Origin of the sequence: Bacillus tequilensis KCTC 13622 (genome assembly GCF_000507145.1) — a bacterium.
Lineage (GTDB): Bacteria > Bacillota > Bacilli > Bacillales > Bacillaceae > Bacillus > Bacillus tequilensis.
In genome coordinates, this window is record NZ_AYTO01000006.1 from 37,998 (window position 1) to 55,419 (window position 17,422).

Annotated in this window: 18 protein-coding genes; all 18 read left to right on the forward strand. The window is 43.9% G+C overall.

The window, feature by feature from the left end; translation table 11 throughout:
• The first annotated feature begins 32 nt into the window (after window positions 1–32).
• Window positions 33–770, forward strand: coding sequence for a vWA domain-containing protein (locus V756_RS0101440; protein ID WP_024713077.1), 738 nt, complete (start codon window positions 33–35; stop codon window positions 768–770).
• Entirely contained in the window at window positions 736–1,752 is a 1,017-nt protein-coding gene (gene prkT, locus V756_RS0101445; protein ID WP_024713078.1) for a serine/threonine protein kinase PrkT, read from the forward strand. Before V756_RS0101440 ends, prkT begins: the two co-directional genes overlap by 35 nt.
• Before the next feature lie 103 nt (window positions 1,753–1,855).
• On the forward strand, window positions 1,856–3,274 hold the full coding sequence (gene tilS, locus V756_RS0101450) for a tRNA lysidine(34) synthetase TilS (RefSeq protein WP_024713079.1): 1,419 nt from the start codon (window positions 1,856–1,858) through the stop codon (window positions 3,272–3,274).
• A complete protein-coding gene (gene hpt / locus V756_RS0101455; RefSeq protein WP_019713025.1) occupies window positions 3,271–3,813 on the forward strand; it encodes a hypoxanthine phosphoribosyltransferase in 543 nt (180 codons plus the stop codon). Before tilS ends, hpt begins: the two co-directional genes overlap by 4 nt.
• A 97-nt stretch (window positions 3,814–3,910) precedes the next feature.
• Window positions 3,911–5,824 (forward strand): ATP-dependent zinc metalloprotease FtsH, encoded by a 1,914-nt coding sequence (gene ftsH / locus V756_RS0101460; protein ID WP_024713080.1) that lies wholly within the window; start codon window positions 3,911–3,913, stop codon window positions 5,822–5,824.
• 187 nt (window positions 5,825–6,011) lie between these two features.
• On the forward strand, window positions 6,012–6,788 hold the full coding sequence (locus V756_RS0101465; protein ID WP_024713081.1) for a type III pantothenate kinase: 777 nt from the start codon (window positions 6,012–6,014) through the stop codon (window positions 6,786–6,788).
• 11 nt (window positions 6,789–6,799) lie between these two features.
• The gene (gene hslO, locus V756_RS0101470) at window positions 6,800–7,675 is read left to right on the forward strand and encodes a redox-regulated molecular chaperone HslO (RefSeq protein WP_024713082.1); all 876 of its coding nucleotides are present in this window, start codon (window positions 6,800–6,802) and stop codon (window positions 7,673–7,675) included.
• Window positions 7,676–7,721: 46 nt separating this feature from the next.
• Window positions 7,722–8,615 (forward strand): peptidyl-prolyl cis-trans isomerase, encoded by an 894-nt coding sequence (locus tag V756_RS0101475; protein WP_024713083.1) that lies wholly within the window; start codon window positions 7,722–7,724, stop codon window positions 8,613–8,615.
• A gap of 75 nt (window positions 8,616–8,690) precedes the next feature.
• The gene (gene cysK / locus V756_RS0101480; protein ID WP_024713084.1) at window positions 8,691–9,617 is read left to right on the forward strand and encodes a cysteine synthase A; all 927 of its coding nucleotides are present in this window, start codon (window positions 8,691–8,693) and stop codon (window positions 9,615–9,617) included.
• 163 nt (window positions 9,618–9,780) lie between these two features.
• Window positions 9,781–11,193 (forward strand): anthranilate synthase component I family protein, encoded by a 1,413-nt coding sequence (locus V756_RS0101485; protein ID WP_024713085.1) that lies wholly within the window; start codon window positions 9,781–9,783, stop codon window positions 11,191–11,193.
• A gap of 13 nt (window positions 11,194–11,206) precedes the next feature.
• The gene (gene pabA / locus V756_RS0101490; RefSeq protein WP_024713086.1) at window positions 11,207–11,791 is read left to right on the forward strand and encodes an aminodeoxychorismate/anthranilate synthase component II; all 585 of its coding nucleotides are present in this window, start codon (window positions 11,207–11,209) and stop codon (window positions 11,789–11,791) included.
• A complete protein-coding gene (gene pabC, locus V756_RS0101495; protein WP_024713087.1) occupies window positions 11,791–12,672 on the forward strand; it encodes an aminodeoxychorismate lyase in 882 nt (293 codons plus the stop codon). Before pabA ends, pabC begins: the two co-directional genes overlap by 1 nt.
• The gene (gene folP, locus V756_RS0101500) at window positions 12,654–13,511 is read left to right on the forward strand and encodes a dihydropteroate synthase (RefSeq protein ID WP_024713088.1); all 858 of its coding nucleotides are present in this window, start codon (window positions 12,654–12,656) and stop codon (window positions 13,509–13,511) included. Before pabC ends, folP begins: the two co-directional genes overlap by 19 nt.
• Complete coding sequence (folB, locus tag V756_RS0101505; protein ID WP_024713089.1) at window positions 13,504–13,866, forward strand: dihydroneopterin aldolase; 363 nt, start codon at window positions 13,504–13,506, stop codon at window positions 13,864–13,866. The genes folP and folB overlap by 8 nt, the downstream gene beginning before the upstream one ends.
• Window positions 13,863–14,366 (forward strand): 2-amino-4-hydroxy-6-hydroxymethyldihydropteridine diphosphokinase, encoded by a 504-nt coding sequence (folK, locus tag V756_RS0101510; protein ID WP_024713090.1) that lies wholly within the window; start codon window positions 13,863–13,865, stop codon window positions 14,364–14,366. The genes folB and folK overlap by 4 nt, the downstream gene beginning before the upstream one ends.
• Entirely contained in the window at window positions 14,318–14,527 is a 210-nt protein-coding gene (locus V756_RS0101515) for a helix-turn-helix domain-containing protein (protein ID WP_024713091.1), read from the forward strand. Before folK ends, V756_RS0101515 begins: the two co-directional genes overlap by 49 nt.
• Window positions 14,528–14,548: 21 nt before the next feature.
• Window positions 14,549–15,550: a tRNA dihydrouridine synthase DusB gene (gene dusB / locus V756_RS0101520; protein ID WP_024713092.1), complete on the forward strand. Its 1,002-nt coding sequence runs from the start codon at window positions 14,549–14,551 to the stop codon at window positions 15,548–15,550.
• A 91-nt stretch (window positions 15,551–15,641) separates the two neighbouring features.
• Window positions 15,642–17,141 carry a lysine--tRNA ligase gene (gene lysS / locus V756_RS0101525; protein WP_024713093.1) on the forward strand — a complete coding sequence of 500 codons (1,500 nt, stop codon included), beginning with the start codon at window positions 15,642–15,644 and terminating at the stop codon, window positions 17,139–17,141.
• Window positions 17,142–17,422: the final 281 nt, after the last annotated feature.

Below are 17,422 nucleotides of genomic sequence, written 5' to 3' on the forward strand. Positions count from 1 at the left end.
GAGAATCCTCGTATTCTCCAGGAGGAATGAATGTGAATAACGGACATTTGAATCAAATTTTGCTGATAACGGATGGCTGCTCGAACCACGGGGAAGACCCTCTTGCAATGGCTGCTTTTGCTAAAGAGCAGGGGATTACGGTAAATGTCATAGGGATAATGGAAGAAAATCAAATTGACCCTGAGGCGATGAAGGAAGTCGAAGGGATTGCACTTGCCGGAGGCGGCGTGCATCAAGTCGTTTATGCTTCTCAGCTTTCACAAACCGTACAAATGGTAACAAAAAAAGCGATGACGCAAACCTTACAAGGTGTAGTCAATCAGGAGCTGAAACAAATTCTCGGAAAGAATGTGGAAATGGAAGAGCTTTCTCCAGAAAAACGCGGCGAAGTCATGGAAGTGGTAGACGAGCTTGGAGAAACGGTGCATCTTCAGGTTTTGGTTCTTGTGGATACAAGCGCAAGTATGGCGCCTAAGCTTCCTACAGTAAAGGAGGCGCTGATTGATTTGTCTGTCAGCCTCAATTCCCGAATCGGGAATAACGAATTTGCCATGTGTATATTTCCCGGGAAAAAACAAGAGGTCGAGCTTGTGCTGAACTGGACACCGAAGCTGCAATCTCTTTCCACACTCTTTGCAAAGCTTTCGACAGGCGGCATCACACCGACAGGTCCGGCGATACGTGAAGCTGCAATGCAGTTTGAAAAAATCCGCTCAAGAAGGAGCATGCTGGCAGATGATGAACGACGCTTTGACGAGTTTGGCATGTAGCCTTAAACCGGGTGTGGCAATTAAAGGAAAGTGGAACGGAAACACTTATACATTGCGTAAACAGCTTGGAAAAGGGGCTAATGGAATTGTTTATTTGGCAGAAGCATCAGATGGACATGTTGCCTTAAAGGTGAGTGATGACAGCCTGTCTATTACTTCTGAAGTGAATGTCTTGAAATCTTTCTCAAAGGCCCAGTCCGTTACGATGGGGCCTTCTTTTTTTGATACGGATGATGCTTATATCCCCAGTGCCAATACGAAAGTTTCATTTTATGCAATGGAATACATAAAAGGGCCGCTGCTTTTAAAGTATGTCAATGATAAAGGAGCGGAATGGATACCGGTATTGATGATTCAGCTGTTATCCAGCCTGTCGGCGCTTCACCAGCAAGGATGGATATTCGGAGATCTAAAACCTGATAATCTGATCGTCACGGGCCCGCCCGCAAGAATTCGCTGTATTGATGTAGGCGGCACGACAAAGGAAGGCCGGGCGATAAAAGAGTATACGGAGTTTTACGACAGAGGTTATTGGGGGTATGGAACAAGAAAAGCAGAGCCATCCTATGATCTGTTCGCGGTTGCCATGATTATGATCAACAGTGTGTATAAAAAAGAATTCAAGAAAACAAACCAGCCTAAGGAACAGCTTAATTCTCTGATCGAAGGGCACCCGCTACTGCAAAAGTATAAAAAAGTGCTTTTTTCAGCTCTGAACGGAGATTATCAATCCGCAGACGAAATGAAAAAAGGGATGCTTGACGCGGGACAAAAGGCAGCACAGAGAAAACAAGCTGTAAAAACAGCACCGCGGCCGGCCGCGAGACAAAGGCAGCAAAAACCGCGCCAAGGAAAAGTAACAAAGACGCGATACACACCTAAACAGAAGCCGGCTAAGTCGGGAGGGTTATTTGAAACAACACTTATCGTAATCAGTGTTTTAGCGCTATATTTCGCCTACATTATCTTTTTCCTAATCTGAATGGCGCGAACTGCAAAGCCTATGCTTCTTCTTTGCTTGGAAGGATTGAAAGTGATAGGATATGAATATCTTTAAAAAACCTGCTCATTGTGAGGAGGACATTGTGAAAAGTGTCGAAGATTTTTTTAATAAACACAATCTTACGTTAAAAGGGGCGACAATTATTGTAGGCGTTTCCGGCGGTCCGGACTCAATGGCTCTTCTTCACGCGCTGCATACATTATACGGCTGTTCAGCGAACATTATTGCGGCTCACGTCGACCATCAGTTCAGAGGCCTGGAATCTGAGGAAGACATGCGTTTTGTCCAAGCTTATTGTAAGGCTGAACAGCTCTCGTGCGAAACGGTTCAAATCAATGTAACCGCTTATGCACAGGAAAAAGGCCTCAACAAGCAGGCTGCAGCACGTGATTGCCGTTATCAATTTTTTGAGGAAATCATGACGAAGCATCAAGCGGACTATCTGGCGCTCGCGCATCATGGTGACGACCAAGTTGAAACGATGCTTATGCGGCTGGCTAAGGGCACGCTTGGAGCGGGACTTGCGGGTATGCAGCCGGTCAGACGTTTTGGGGCCGGGCGGATCATCAGGCCATTCTTAACCATTACAAAGGAAGAGATCCTTCATTATTGCCATAAAAACGGATTGAGCTACCGGACGGATGAAAGCAACGCCAAAGACGACTACACAAGAAACAGATTCAGAAAAACAGTGCTCCCGTTTTTAAAACAGGAGTCGCCGGATGTGCATAAAAGGTTTCAGAAAGTCAGTGAGGCACTGACGGAAGATGAGCAATTCTTACAGTCATTAACGAAAGATGAAATGAATAAAGTAATCACAAGCAAGTCTAATACATCAGTTGAAATCAATTCCTCTCTATTGCTTGCCCTCCCGATGCCTTTACAAAGAAGAGGAGTTCAACTAATATTAAACTATCTTTATGAAAACGGTCCATCATCCTTTTCAGCTCATCATATACAGCAGTTTCTTGATTGGGCGGAAAAGGGCGGTCCTTCAGGAGTATTGGACTTCCCACAAGGGCTGAAGGTGGTCAAATCATATCAGACATGTTTGTTTACATTTGAACAATGGCAGTGCAAAAATGTTCCCTTTGAATACCAGATAAGCGGAGCTGCTGATGAAATGGCAGTGCTCCCCAATGGATTTTTGATAGAGGCAAAGCATTATGCGGATTCGCCTGAAGAACATGGGAATGCTGTTTTTATTACAAGTGAAAAAAAGGTGCGATTTCCCTTAACGATCCGGACGAGAAAAACTGGAGACCGGATCAAACTAAAAGGGATGAACGGCTCGAAAAAGGTAAAGGATATATTTATTGATAAGAAAGTGCCGCTCCGAGAAAGAGACAACTGGCCGATTGTGACGGATGCAAGCGGTGAAATTATCTGGATACCGGGCTTGAAAAAATCAATTTTTGAAGATCTTGTGATTCCAAACAGCGACCGCATTGTATTACAATATAGACAGCATGAAAAGTGTAGGGGGCAAGCAAAATCATGATGAAACATGATATCGAGAAAGTACTGATCTCAGAGGAAGAGATACAGGAGAAAGTAAAAGAGTTAGGCGCAGAATTAACGAGCGAGTATCAAGATACATTTCCGTTGGCAATCGGTGTGTTAAAAGGAGCACTTCCTTTTATGGCGGATCTTATCAAGCATATTGATACATATTTGGAAATGGATTTCATGGATGTATCAAGCTACGGAAATTCTACGGTTTCATCTGGAGAAGTAAAAATCATCAAAGATTTGGATACATCTGTAGAGGGCCGGGACATCTTAATTATTGAAGATATCATCGACAGTGGGTTAACCTTAAGTTATCTAGTAGAGCTCTTCCGATACCGTAAAGCAAAATCAATTAAGATTGTTACCCTTTTGGATAAACCGAGCGGAAGAAAAGCGGACATCAAAGCAGATTTTGTAGGCTTTGAAGTGCCTGACGCGTTTGTTGTGGGTTACGGACTTGATTATGCTGAGCGCTATCGCAATCTGCCTTATATCGGAGTGTTAAAACCGGCAGTTTATGAAAGCTGATCGGCAGCCTGCTTCCGAGATGGTTATTGTTTGTATTGGAATGATTTTCTATGGTACTATTGAACATAGTTGTGCTTACTGTGGGAGGAGGTAAGGAATGAATCGGGTCTTCCGTAATACCATTTTTTATTTACTTATTTTATTAGTAGTAATCGGGGTTGTGAGCTACTTCCAGACCTCAAATCCGAAAACAGAAAATATGTCGTACAGTACGTTCATCAATAACCTGGATGACGGGAAAGTTGATAGCGTATCGGTTCAGCCTGTCAGAGGTGTTTATGAGGTAAAAGGACAGCTGAAAAACTACGACAAAGATCGATACTTTTTGACTCATGTTCCTGAAGGAAAGGGAGCAGACCAGATATTTAATGCTTTGAAAAAGACAGATGTAAAGGTTGAGCCCGCTCAAGAAACAAGCGGATGGGTGACATTCCTGACGACCATCATTCCATTTGTCATTATCTTTATTCTGTTTTTCTTCCTGCTCAATCAGGCTCAAGGCGGCGGCAGCCGTGTCATGAACTTTGGTAAGAGCAAGGCGAAGCTGTATACAGAGGAAAAGAAACGCGTCAAATTTAAGGACGTTGCAGGGGCTGACGAAGAAAAGCAAGAGCTTGTTGAAGTTGTTGAGTTTCTGAAAGATCCCCGCAAGTTTGCTGAGCTTGGCGCAAGAATACCTAAAGGCGTGCTTTTAGTCGGACCTCCGGGTACCGGTAAAACATTGCTGGCAAAAGCTTGTGCGGGTGAAGCCGGGGTGCCTTTCTTCAGCATCAGCGGATCTGATTTCGTTGAAATGTTTGTAGGTGTCGGTGCTTCCCGTGTGCGTGACCTGTTTGAAAATGCGAAAAAGAATGCGCCTTGTTTGATCTTTATCGATGAAATTGACGCAGTTGGACGCCAGCGTGGAGCAGGTCTCGGCGGCGGACACGATGAACGTGAACAGACGCTTAACCAATTGCTTGTTGAAATGGACGGATTCAGCGCTAATGAAGGAATTATCATCATTGCTGCGACGAACCGTGCGGACATCTTGGACCCTGCCTTACTTCGTCCGGGACGTTTTGACCGTCAAATCACAGTGGACCGCCCAGATGTCATTGGCCGTGAAGCTGTATTGAAAGTCCATGCGAGAAATAAACCGCTGGATGAAACGGTTAACTTGAAATCAATTGCCATGAGAACACCAGGATTCTCAGGCGCGGACTTAGAAAATCTATTGAACGAAGCTGCTCTCGTGGCCGCTCGTCAAAACAAGAAAAAAATCGATGCGCGTGATATTGACGAAGCAACGGACCGTGTTATTGCCGGACCTGCTAAGAAGAGCCGCGTCATCTCCAAGAAAGAACGCAATATCGTGGCTTATCACGAAGGCGGACACACCGTGATCGGACTCGTTTTAGATGAGGCTGATATGGTGCATAAAGTAACGATTGTTCCTCGCGGCCAGGCTGGCGGTTATGCTGTTATGCTGCCGAGAGAAGACCGTTACTTCCAGACAAAGCCAGAGCTGCTTGATAAAATTGTCGGCCTCTTGGGCGGACGTGTCGCTGAAGAAATTATCTTCGGTGAAGTCAGCACTGGAGCGCACAATGACTTCCAGCGTGCGACGAATATTGCAAGACGAATGGTTACAGAATTCGGTATGTCGGAAAAACTGGGACCGTTGCAATTTGGACAGTCTCAAGGCGGTCAGGTATTCTTAGGCCGTGATTTCAACAACGAACAGAACTACAGTGATCAAATCGCTTACGAAATCGATCAGGAGATTCAGCGTATCATTAAAGAATGTTATGAGCGCGCGAAACAAATCCTGACTGAAAATCGTGACAAGCTTGAATTGATCGCCCAAACGCTTCTGAAAGTTGAAACGCTTGACGCTGAACAGATCAAACACCTTATTGATCACGGGACATTGCCTGAGCGCAATTTCTCTGACGATGAGAAGAACGATGATGTGAAAGTAAACATTCTGACAAAAACAGAAGATAAGAAAGACGATACAAAAGAGTAACGTCTTCTCTGAAAACTGCCGGCTGATGCCGGCAGTTTTTTTATGTCAATCATGCCTCGGCAGCCTCTTTTGCAATCATCCAATTCTGGTATCGATTTGTTTACAAATGAGCCGCTGATCGTGTATGGTATTGTAGAATGTTTGTAAAAAGTAAAGTAGAGAAACTATTCAAAAGTGGTGATAGAGGTTGTTACTGGTTATCGATGTGGGGAACACCAATACTGTACTTGGTGTATATCATGATGGAAAATTAGAATATCACTGGCGTATAGAAACAAGCAGGCATAAAACAGAAGATGAGTTTGGGATGATTTTGCGCTCCTTATTTGACCACTCCGGAATCATGTTTGAACAAATAGATGGCATCATTATTTCATCAGTAGTGCCGCCAATCATGTTTGCTTTAGAAAGAATGTGCACAAAATACTTTCATATCGAACCGCAAATTGTCGGTCCGGGTATGAAAACCGGTTTAAATATAAAATATGACAATCCGAAAGAAGTGGGAGCAGACAGAATCGTAAATGCTGTCGCTGCGATACACTTATACGGCAATCCGTTAATTGTTGTCGATTTCGGAACTGCTACAACGTACTGCTATATTGATGAAAACAAACAATACATGGGCGGGGCGATTGCTCCTGGGATTACGATTTCGACAGAGGCGCTTTACTCGCGTGCGGCAAAGCTTCCGCGTATCGAAATCACCCGGCCTGACAATATTATCGGAAAGAACACTGTGAGCGCGATGCAATCTGGAATTTTATTTGGCTATGTCGGTCAAGTAGAAGGAATCGTCAAGCGAATGAAGTGGCAGGCAAAACAGGAACCAAAGGTCATTGCGACAGGAGGTCTTGCGCCGCTCATTGCAAACGAATCAGATTGCATAGATATCGTAGATCCATTTTTAACCCTAAAAGGGCTGGAATTGATTTATGAACGAAACCGCGTAGGTAGTGTATAGGAGGTCTTGTAATGGATTATTTAGTAAAAGCACTTGCATATGACGGGAAAGTTCGCGCTTATGCAGCAAGAACAACTGATATGGTAAATGAGGGACAGAGACGCCATGGTACGTGGCCGACAGCATCCGCTGCACTGGGCCGTACAATGACAGCTTCACTTATGCTTGGGGCTATGCTGAAGGGCGATGATAAGCTGACCGTGAAAGTCGAGGGCGGAGGCCCAATCGGAGCAATTGTGGCTGATGCCAATGCCAAAGGGGAAGTCAGAGCATACGTCTCTAACCCGCAAGTTCATTTTGATTTAAATGAACAAGGCAAGCTTGATGTCAGACGTGCGGTAGGAACAAGCGGAACGTTAAGTGTCGTAAAAGATTTAGGGTTGCGCGAGTTCTTCACAGGACAAGTTGAAATCGTTTCGGGTGAATTGGGAGATGATTTCACTTACTATCTTGTGTCATCTGAGCAGGTTCCTTCATCTGTAGGCGTCGGTGTGCTCGTAAACCCTGACAACTCCATTCTTGCGGCCGGCGGCTTTATTATTCAGCTTATGCCGGGAACAGATGATGAAACGATTACAAAAATTGAGCAGCGTCTATCCCAAGTTGAGCCGATTTCCAAGCTCATCCAAAAAGGACTGAAACCAGAAGAAATTTTAGAAGAAGTCCTAGGCGAGAAGCCTGAGATTTTGGAAACGATGCCTGTTAAATTCCATTGCCCTTGTTCAAAAGAACGTTTCGAAACAGCCATTTTAGGACTAGGCAAAAAAGAAATTCAAGATATGATAGAAGAAGATGGACAAGCCGAAGCAGTATGCCATTTTTGTAATGAAAAGTACTTATTTACAAAAGAAGAGCTGGAAGGGCTTCGTGACCAAACTACCCGCTAAGCTCTTTAGCGGGTTTTTAATTTAAGAAAAGGGGCTGAAAGCAGGTTTGAAATCAAGAACAATCTGGACCATTATTTTAGGGGCGCTGCTTGTTTGCTGTATATCTGTTGCATATACACTGACAAAATCCCAAGCCGGCGCATCATCGTCCGGTGAGTCTATTGCGACTATCGGAGGCAAGAGCGTAACAAGAGAAGAATGGCTAAAAGAAATGGAAGACCAATATGGTAAGTCAACGCTTGAAGATATGATCAACGTCCGAGTCGTTGAACAGCTGGCCCAAAAGAACAACCTAAAAGTATCTAAGAGCGAAATTGATCGTGAGTTTTTGCTGATTAAAGCGGTCAACAATTCCTTTTACGAAAACGAACATACGACTGAGAAAGAGTGGAAAGACCAAATTCGTTATAATATCCTCCTTGAAGAATTGTTAACAAGGGATATTGATATCTCAAACAAAGAATTGAAATCATTCTATAATAAAAATAAAGAGCTGTATCAATTTGATGATTCGTATCGAATTCGGCACATTGTGGTAAAAGATGAAGAAGAAGCGAGAGAAGTCCTAAAAGAACTGAATGGCGGATCGAGCTTTGAAGCTGTCGCGGCGGAAAGGTCTACAGACAGGTATACATCGCCATACGGCGGAGATTTAGGCTTTGTTACAGAAGCATCAGACAACATTCCTTCAGCATACATTGAAGAAGCAAAAACACTCAAAGAGGATGAATGGTCTGGCAAACCGATAAAGGTCAGTAACGGATACGCCGTCATTCAGCTGAAAGAAAAACTAAAGGCAAGGACATTTTCATACGATGAGGTGAAAGATCAGATCAGACGTCAAATCGCAATGGATCAGCTAGGTGATAAAGCCTCAGTCAAAACACTTTGGAAAGAAGCTGATGTATCATGGTTTTATGGGGAAAAAAGTACTAAGTGATTGACAAAAAATTTTGAAATTGATAGATTATATACATAATACCAATACAAATAGTCGGAAATTGAGGTGTCGAGAATGGTACGTGTAGCAAACTCCATTACTGAATTAATTGGGAATACGCCAATCGTTAAATTAAATCGCCTTACAGATGAAAACAGTGCGGATGTATATTTGAAGCTTGAATATATGAACCCTGGAAGCAGTGTAAAAGACCGTATCGGTTTAGCTATGATTGAAGCCGCTGAAAAAGAAGGAAAATTAAAAGCCGGCGATACAATCATTGAACCGACAAGCGGAAATACTGGAATCGGGCTTGCGATGGTTGCTGCGGCTAAAGGTTTCAAAGCTATTTTGGTGATGCCTGATACAATGAGCATGGAGCGCCGCAACCTTCTTCGCGCATACGGTGCTGAGCTTGTGCTGACGCCTGGCGCGGAAGGCATGAAAGGCGCCATTCAGAAAGCTGAAGAGCTTGCTGAGAAGCACGGATACTTTGTACCGCAGCAGTTTAATAACCCTTCTAACCCAGAAATTCACCGCCAAACAACAGGTAAAGAAATTGTTGAGCAATTCGGTGATGATCAGCTTGACGCATTTGTGGCCGGAATCGGCACAGGCGGAACGATTACGGGAGCGGGCGAAGTTCTGAAGGAAGCATACCCTTCCATCAAAATTTACGCTGTTGAACCTTCGGATTCTCCAGTGCTTGCCGGAGGAAAACCAGGTCCCCACAAAATTCAGGGAATCGGAGCCGGATTTGTGCCAGACATCTTAAACACCGAAGTATACGATGAAATCTTCCCTGTGAAGAATGAAGAAGCGTTTGAATATGCACGCAGAGCTGCACGTGAAGAAGGAATTCTCGGAGGCATCTCATCAGGCGCGGCGATTTATGCTGCTCTTCAAGTAGCGAAAAAACTCGGAAAAGGCAAAAAAGTTTTGGCCGTCATTCCAAGTAACGGCGAACGTTATCTGAGCACGCCGCTGTATCAATTCGATTAAAATGCCAAACTCCCGGTCCGCCGGGAGTTTTTTTATATTCGTGCATCAAATATGCCATGTCTGCGCCGAATGTTATGCTTGGAAGAGAAATTCACTTTTTTCAATAACAAGATTGCTTTACAATAAAAAAACAAGCAAAAAAGAAAATAGAGGAATGATATCAATGGCACAACGCAGACCGGCAGGCAAAAAAGTACCTTTTCAAAAAGACTCATTCTTACAACAATATGAGAAACTTGCGCAATCCAGAAAACAGCATGTACTCCTTGAAAGTGCAAGAGGCGGCAGATACAGCATAGCCGGTCTTGATCCGATTGCGACGGTAAAAGGAAAAGACGGAATAACCACAATTAAGCATGGAGATGAGATGCTGTTTAAAGAAGGTGACCCATTACGGGCCTTCCACAGCTGGTTTAAAACGCTGGAAACAGAAACAGATCACGAGCTTCCGGATTTTCAAGGCGGGGCAATCGGATTTCTCAGCTATGATTACGCACGTTACATTGAAAATTTTAAAATGCTCTCACTAGATGATTTGGAAACACCGGATATTTATTTTCTGGTTTTTGATGATATAGCAGTTTATGACCATCAAGATGAGTGTCTGTGGCTGATTACTCATGTGAATGGTTCTGATTACGAAACTGCGGACATGAAGCTTTCTGAGCTGGAGCGGCTGTGGCTGACTGAGCTCCCTGCTGTCTCTTCGCGAGAGATGAAGCATGAAACAGACAGCTCCTTCGCGGCACCATTTACGGAGGAGGGGTTCTCGCAAGCTGTAGAGAAAATCAAACAATACATCGCCAGCGGAGATGTGTTTCAAGTCAACTTGTCAATCAGACAGTCGCAGTCACTGTCTGCCCACCCATATCAAATTTACAAGACTTTGAGAGAAGTAAACCCTTCTCCTTATATGGCCTATTTAGAAACACCTGATTTCCAAATCATTTGCGGATCGCCTGAACTGCTTGTCAGTAAAAAGGGCAAGCTATTAGAGACGAGGCCAATTGCAGGCACCCGTTCCAGAGGGGAAACCGATGAAGAAGACAAGGCGCTGGCAAACGAATTGATCCATAATGAAAAAGAACGCGCAGAGCATGTCATGCTGGTTGATCTAGAGAGGAATGATCTTGGACGAGTATCACGTTACGGGTCTGTGAACGTGAACGAATTCATGGCAATTGAAAAATACTCGCATGTGATGCATATTGTATCTAATGTCCAAGGTGAACTGCAGGATGGATATGACGCGGTAGATATTATTCATGCTGTATTTCCCGGAGGAACCATTACAGGTGCTCCCAAAGTAAGAACGATGGAAATTATAGAAGAACTTGAGCCGACACGCCGCGGGCTTTATACTGGATCTATAGGATGGTTTGGGTATAATCACGATCTGCAGTTTAATATCGTCATTCGAACCATTTATGCAACCGGAGGGAAGGCATTTATGCAGTCCGGTGCAGGAGTTGTGATTGATTCCGTTCCAAAGCACGAATACAGGGAATCATTCAAAAAAGCTTTTGCAATGCAAAAGGCATTAGAGCTGAGCAAAGAAGAGACAAAAATTAGATGAGGTGAGCCGAGAAATGATTTTAATGATTGATAACTATGATTCATTCACGTACAACTTGGTGCAGTATTTGGGCGAGCTTGGGGAAGAACTGATTGTGAAACGCAACGACAGCATTACGATCGAAGAAATCGAAGAGCTGTCTCCTGATTTTCTGATGATTTCACCTGGACCGTGCAGTCCTGATGAGGCGGGAATCAGCCTTGAAGCTATTAAACATTTCGCAGGCAGAATCCCCATTTTTGGTGTATGCCTCGGACATCAGTCCATCGCACAGGTGTTTGGCGGCGATGTGGTTAGGGCAGAGCGGCTTATGCACGGGAAAACCTCGGATATCGAGCATGACGGCAAGACAATCTTCGAAGGTTTGAAAAATCCCCTTGTCGCGACTCGTTACCATTCGCTGATCGTAAAACCTGAGACCCTGCCAAGCTGTTTTACAGTAACAGCACAAACGAAAGAAGGAGAAATTATGGCCATTCGCCACAATGATCTTCCGATAGAAGGCGTGCAATTTCACCCGGAGTCAATTATGACCTCCTTTGGAAAAGAAATGCTCAGAAATTTCATTGAAACATACCGCAAGGAAGTTATTGCGTGATGATATATGTGAACGGCCGGTATCTAGAGGAGAAAGATGCAGTTCTTTCTCCTTTTGACCATGGATTTTTATATGGGATCGGTGTTTTCGAAACCTTCAGGCTCTACGAAGGATCCCCATTTTTGCTTGATTGGCACATAGAAAGGCTTAAGCGCGCGCTTAACGATCTGCAAATTGAATATACTGTTTCGAAGCATGAGATTCATGAGATGCTGGACAAGCTTCTTTTGCTGAATGAAGTCAAGGATGGCAATGCCCGCGTAAGACTGGACATATCAGCCGGGATCAGCGACAAAGGCTTTGTCTCCCAGACATATGATAAGCCCACTGTATTATGTTTTATGAACCAGCTGAAACCAGAAAGCCTTCCTTCGCAAAAAGAAGGAAAGGTTTTATCGTTACGGAGAAACACACCAGAGGGGCCATTTCGGTTAAAATCTCATCATTATTTAAATAATATGTATGCGAAAAGAGAAATCGGAAATGATCCGCGTATCGAAGGAATTTTCTTAACAGAGGATGGAGCTGTTGCAGAAGGCATCATATCAAATGTTTTCTGGAGAAAAGGCAGCTGCATCTATACGCCATCACTTGATACCGGTATTCTGGACGGTGTTACGAGGCGTTTTGTCATAGAAAATGCAAAGAAAATAGGATTGGAACTCAAAACGGGGCGATATGAGCTGAAGGCTCTTTTGTCAGCTGACGAAGCATGGATGACAAACTCGGTTCTTGAGATCATCCCATTTACTAAAATAGAGGAAGTAAACTATGCAGGACGAAGAGGAGAAGCAGCCGCTGCTCTTCAGAAGCTATACAACAAAGAAATAAAGAACATGATTCATGAAAAGGGAGGAAGAGAATGGCGCAGCAAACGATAGACCAAACACAAGTAATCCATACCAAGCCCAGCGCTTTATCATATAAAGAGAAGACGCTGGTGATGGGAATTTTAAACGTAACGCCTGACTCTTTCTCGGACGGCGGAAAATATGACAGCTTGGACAGGGCGCTGCTGCATGCGAAAGAGATGATCGATGACGGCGCCCATATCATTGATATCGGAGGAGAATCGACAAGACCCGGCGCCGAGTATGTGTCAGAGGATGAGGAGATGTCAAGAGTCATTCCAGTGATTGAACGGATCACAAATGAACTGGCTGTGCCGATTTCAGTAGATACGTACAAGGCTTCTGTCGCAGATGAAGCTGTGAAAGCGGGCGCATCCATCATCAATGATATTTGGGGAGCGAAACATGACCCGAAGATGGCTTCCGTTGCAGCCGAACACAATGTTCCCATTGTTCTTATGCATAACCGCCCAGAGAGAAATTACAACGACATATTGCCGGATATGCTGTCGGACTTAATGGAGAGTGTAAAAATCGCTGTTGAAGCCGGAGTAGAGGAGAAGAACATTATCCTTGATCCAGGTATCGGTTTTGCGAAAACTTATCATGACAATCTGGCAGTGATGAACAAGCTCGAGATTTTCAGCGGACTGGGGTATCCGGTTCTTCTGGCAACCTCCCGAAAAAGATTCATCGGACATGTTCTGGATCTTCCGCCTGAGGAGCGGGCTGAGGGAACGGGTGCAACTGTGTGTCTCGGCATTCAAAAAGGCTGTAACATTGTCAGAGTCCATGATGTGAAACAAATTGCCAGAATGGCGAAAATGATGGACGCAATGCTGAATAAGGGAGGGGTGCACCATGGATAAAGTCTACGTAGAAGGCATGGAGTTTTACGGATACCACGGTGTGTTCAAAGAAGAAAACAAGCTCGGTCAGCGGTTTAAAGTTGATTTAACCGCTGAGCTGGATTTAAGCAAAGCTGGACAAACGGACGACCTTGAGCATACGATCAACTATGCTGAGCTCTATCACGTATGTAAAGATATTGTAGAGGGGGAGCCTGTGAAATTGGTAGAAACACTGGCAGAACGCATTGCAGACACGGTTCTCAAACAATTTCAGCCGGTGCAGCAATGTACTGTGAAAGTGATTAAGCCCGACCCGCCGATTCCCGGACACTATAAATCAGTAGCAATTGAAATCACGAGAAAAAAATCATGAACAACATAGCTTATATTGCACTAGGGTCTAATATTGGAGATAAAGAAACGTACTTAAGACAAGCGGTGACCATGCTGCACCAGCATGACGCTGTGAAAGTCACCAAGGTGTCGTCTATTTACGAAACTGATCCGGTCGGATACGAAGACCAAGATGAATTCTTAAATATGGCCGTTGAAATCAAGACATCGCTTAACCCATTTGAACTCCTTGAACTGACGCAGCATATAGAAAATGAATTAGGCAGAACAAGGGAAGTAAGGTGGGGGCCGCGGACGGCAGACCTTGACATTTTGCTGTTTAATCGTGAAAATATTGAAACAGAGCAACTAATTGTTCCGCACCCGAGAATGTATGAGCGTTTGTTTGTCCTTGCGCCGCTTGCGGAGATTTTCCCGCAGGTTGAAAAAGAGGCAAAAAACGCGGAACCAAACCAAGAAGGTGTAAGAGTATGGAAGCAGAAATCTGGGGTAGACGAATTCGTGCATTCAGAAAGCTGAAAGGTTATACTCAAGAAGGATTTGCAAAAGCGTTAGGTATATCAGTTTCTATTCTCGGCGAAATCGAACGCGGAAACCGATTGCCGTCAGCTGCCATCATTCAAGATGCTGCAGAGGTTTTAAATATAAGTGCGGAAGAATTGGCTCCGCCAGAAAAATAAACAAATGAAAGGAGGGGGAAAATGTTTAAAATCGGTGATATTCAATTGAAAAACCGGGTTGTGCTAGCCCCGATGGCTGGTGTCTGCAACTCAGCATTCAGATTGACTGTAAAGGAATTCGGAGCCGGATTGGTATGCGCTGAAATGGTCAGTGACAAAGCGATCCTTTACAACAATGCAAAAACAATGGGGATGCTTTACATTGATGAACGTGAAAAACCGCTCAGCCTTCAGATTTTCGGAGGAAAAAAGGAAACCCTTGTGGAAGCGGCGAAGTTTGTAGACCAAAACACAACTGCTGATATTATTGATATTAACATGGGATGTCCTGTACCCAAGATTACAAAATGCGATGCGGGCGCCAAATGGCTTCTTGATCCTGATAAAATTTACGAAATGGTGTCAGCGGTAGTGGATTCCGTTGATAAACCAGTTACAGTCAAAATGAGAATGGGCTGGGATGGAGACCACATTTTCGCAGTGAAAAACGCACAGGCAGTAGAACGTGCGGGCGGAAAAGCTGTTGCGCTTCACGGCCGTACAAGAGTGCAGATGTACGAAGGAACGGCAAACTGGGATATCATCAAAGAAGTAAAACAATCAGTATCGATTCCGGTTATCGGAAACGGCGATGTCAAGACGCCGCAGGATGCTAAACGTATGCTTGAAGAAACAGGGGCAGACGGTGTCATGATCGGACGTGCCGCACTGGGCAATCCGTGGATGATTTATCGTACGGTTCAATACCTTGAAACAGGCGAATTAAAAGAAGAGCCGCAAGTGCGCGAAAAAATGGCGGTGTGCAAACTGCATCTTGACCGTCTCATTAACTTAAAAGGTGAAAATGTAGCGGTAAGAGAAATGAGAAAACACGCTGCTTGGTATCTGAAAGGTGTTAAAGGCAATGCGAAGGTTCGTAATGAAATCAACCATTGCGAGACAAGAGAAGAGTTTGTACAGCTTATAGATGCATTTACTGTTGAGGTTGAGGCAAAAGAGCTTCAAGACGCAAAAGTAGGATAATACTTACTTCTATTTGCTGCTCACTGCCAGTATTGCGCTGGCAGTTTTTCTGCTTTTTTCATGAAACAATATCTGTAATGGAGTGATAACAATGAGTCAAGAAGAGCATAACCATGAAGAATTGAACGATCAGCTGCAAGTCAGACGCGATAAAATGAATCAACTGAGAGATAACGGCATTGATCCGTTCGGCGCACGCTTTGAAAGAACGCACCAGTCTCAGGAAGTTATTTCAGCATATCAAGAACTAACAAAAGAAGAGTTAGAAGAAAAAGCGATCGAAGTGACAATCGCAGGCCGCATGATGACAAAACGCGGCAAAGGAAAAGCCGGCTTTGCGCATCTTCAGGATTTAGAAGGCCAAATTCAAATCTACGTAAGAAAAGACAGTGTCGGTGACGACCAATACGAAATCTTCAAGTCTTCTGACCTTGGTGATCTTATCGGCGTAACCGGAAAAGTCTTCAAAACAAATGTAGGCGAATTGTCTGTAAAAGCAACTTCTTTTGAATTACTGACAAAAGCACTTCGTCCGCTTCCTGACAAATACCATGGTCTAAAAGACGTTGAGCAGCGCTACCGTCAGCGCTATCTGGATCTAATCGTAAATCCGGACAGCAAACATACGTTCATCACACGAAGCAAGATTATTCAAGCTATGAGAAGATACCTTGATGATCATGGATACTTAGAAGTAGAAACACCAACAATGCACAGCATTCCTGGGGGAGCTTCTGCACGTCCGTTTATCACTCACCACAACGCGTTAGACATTCCGCTCTATATGCGTATTGCAATCGAACTGCACCTAAAACGCCTAATCGTCGGCGGTTTAGAAAAAGTGTATGAAATCGGCCGCGTTTTCCGTAATGAAGGTGTCTCTACACGCCATAACCCGGAATTCACGATGATTGAGTTATATGAGGCATATGCGGACTATAAAGATATCATGAGCTTAACTGAAAACCTTGTCGCCCATATCGCCCAAGAAGTGCTTGGAACAACTACGATCCAATACGGAGAAGAACAAATCGATCTTAAACCGGAGTGGAAAAGACTCCACATGGTTGACGCAGTTAAAGAAGCAACTGGTGTTGATTTCTGGGAAGAGGTCACTGTTGAGCAAGCACGCGAATATGCAAAAGAACATGACGTAGAGATCAAAGATTCTATGACAGTAGGTCATATCATCAATGAATTCTTCGAACAAAAAATTGAAGAAACACTTATTCAGCCAACGTTTATTTACGGACATCCTGTGGAAATTTCTCCTCTAGCTAAGAAAAATCCTGAGGATCCGCGTTTTACAGACCGTTTTGAACTGTTTATCGTCGGTCGTGAACATGCGAACGCGTTTACAGAGCTGAATGACCCTATTGATCAGAGAGAACGATTTGAAGATCAATTAAAAGAGCGCGAAGCTGGTAACGATGAAGCTCATCTAATGGATGAAGACTTTGTTGAAGCTCTGGAATACGGTATGCCGCCAACAGGAGGCTTAGGCATCGGTATCGATCGTCTGGTAATGCTTCTGACGAATGCTCCTTCTATTCGCGACGTGCTGTTATTCCCGCAAATGAGACAACGCTAATAAAGAGGAGCAGTATCCTTTTTTATAAAGGGATGCTGCTCTTTTTAAATTCCTAAGTATTTATTCAAAAAACTATTGCGCTATTATTTACAAGGTGGTATATTATTATTCGTTGCCGCTAAACAAGGCGATAACGAATAATAGAAATTCAAAAAAAGTTATTGACTTCAGTGAGTCGACGAGTTATAATAATAAAGTTGCTTTAACAAAGTGAACAAAAATGATCTTTGAAAACTAAACAAGACAAAACGTACCTGTTAATTCATTTTTAAACAAATCGC

What these genes read in the sequence shown, in the direction of transcription:
- hpt (WP_019713025.1), top strand. Translation starts at nt 3,271, where the DNA reads ATGATGAAACATGATATCGAGAAAGTACTGATCTCAGAGGAAGAGATA.
- folP (WP_024713088.1), top strand. Translation starts at nt 12,654, where the DNA reads ATGGCGCAGCAAACGATAGACCAAACACAAGTAATCCATACCAAGCCC.
- ftsH (WP_024713080.1), top strand. Translation starts at nt 3,911, where the DNA reads ATGAATCGGGTCTTCCGTAATACCATTTTTTATTTACTTATTTTATTA.
- folK (WP_024713090.1), top strand. Translation starts at nt 13,863, where the DNA reads ATGAACAACATAGCTTATATTGCACTAGGGTCTAATATTGGAGATAAA.
- V756_RS0101515 (WP_024713091.1), top strand. Translation starts at nt 14,318, where the DNA reads ATGGAAGCAGAAATCTGGGGTAGACGAATTCGTGCATTCAGAAAGCTG.
- V756_RS0101485 (WP_024713085.1), top strand. Translation starts at nt 9,781, where the DNA reads ATGGCACAACGCAGACCGGCAGGCAAAAAAGTACCTTTTCAAAAAGAC.
- lysS (WP_024713093.1), top strand. Translation starts at nt 15,642, where the DNA reads ATGAGTCAAGAAGAGCATAACCATGAAGAATTGAACGATCAGCTGCAA.
- hslO (WP_024713082.1), top strand. Translation starts at nt 6,800, where the DNA reads ATGGATTATTTAGTAAAAGCACTTGCATATGACGGGAAAGTTCGCGCT.
- folB (WP_024713089.1), top strand. Translation starts at nt 13,504, where the DNA reads ATGGATAAAGTCTACGTAGAAGGCATGGAGTTTTACGGATACCACGGT.
- pabA (WP_024713086.1), top strand. Translation starts at nt 11,207, where the DNA reads ATGATTTTAATGATTGATAACTATGATTCATTCACGTACAACTTGGTG.
- prkT (WP_024713078.1), top strand. Translation starts at nt 736, where the DNA reads ATGATGAACGACGCTTTGACGAGTTTGGCATGTAGCCTTAAACCGGGT.
- cysK (WP_024713084.1), top strand. Translation starts at nt 8,691, where the DNA reads ATGGTACGTGTAGCAAACTCCATTACTGAATTAATTGGGAATACGCCA.
- dusB (WP_024713092.1), top strand. Translation starts at nt 14,549, where the DNA reads ATGTTTAAAATCGGTGATATTCAATTGAAAAACCGGGTTGTGCTAGCC.
- pabC (WP_024713087.1), top strand. Translation starts at nt 11,791, where the DNA reads ATGATATATGTGAACGGCCGGTATCTAGAGGAGAAAGATGCAGTTCTT.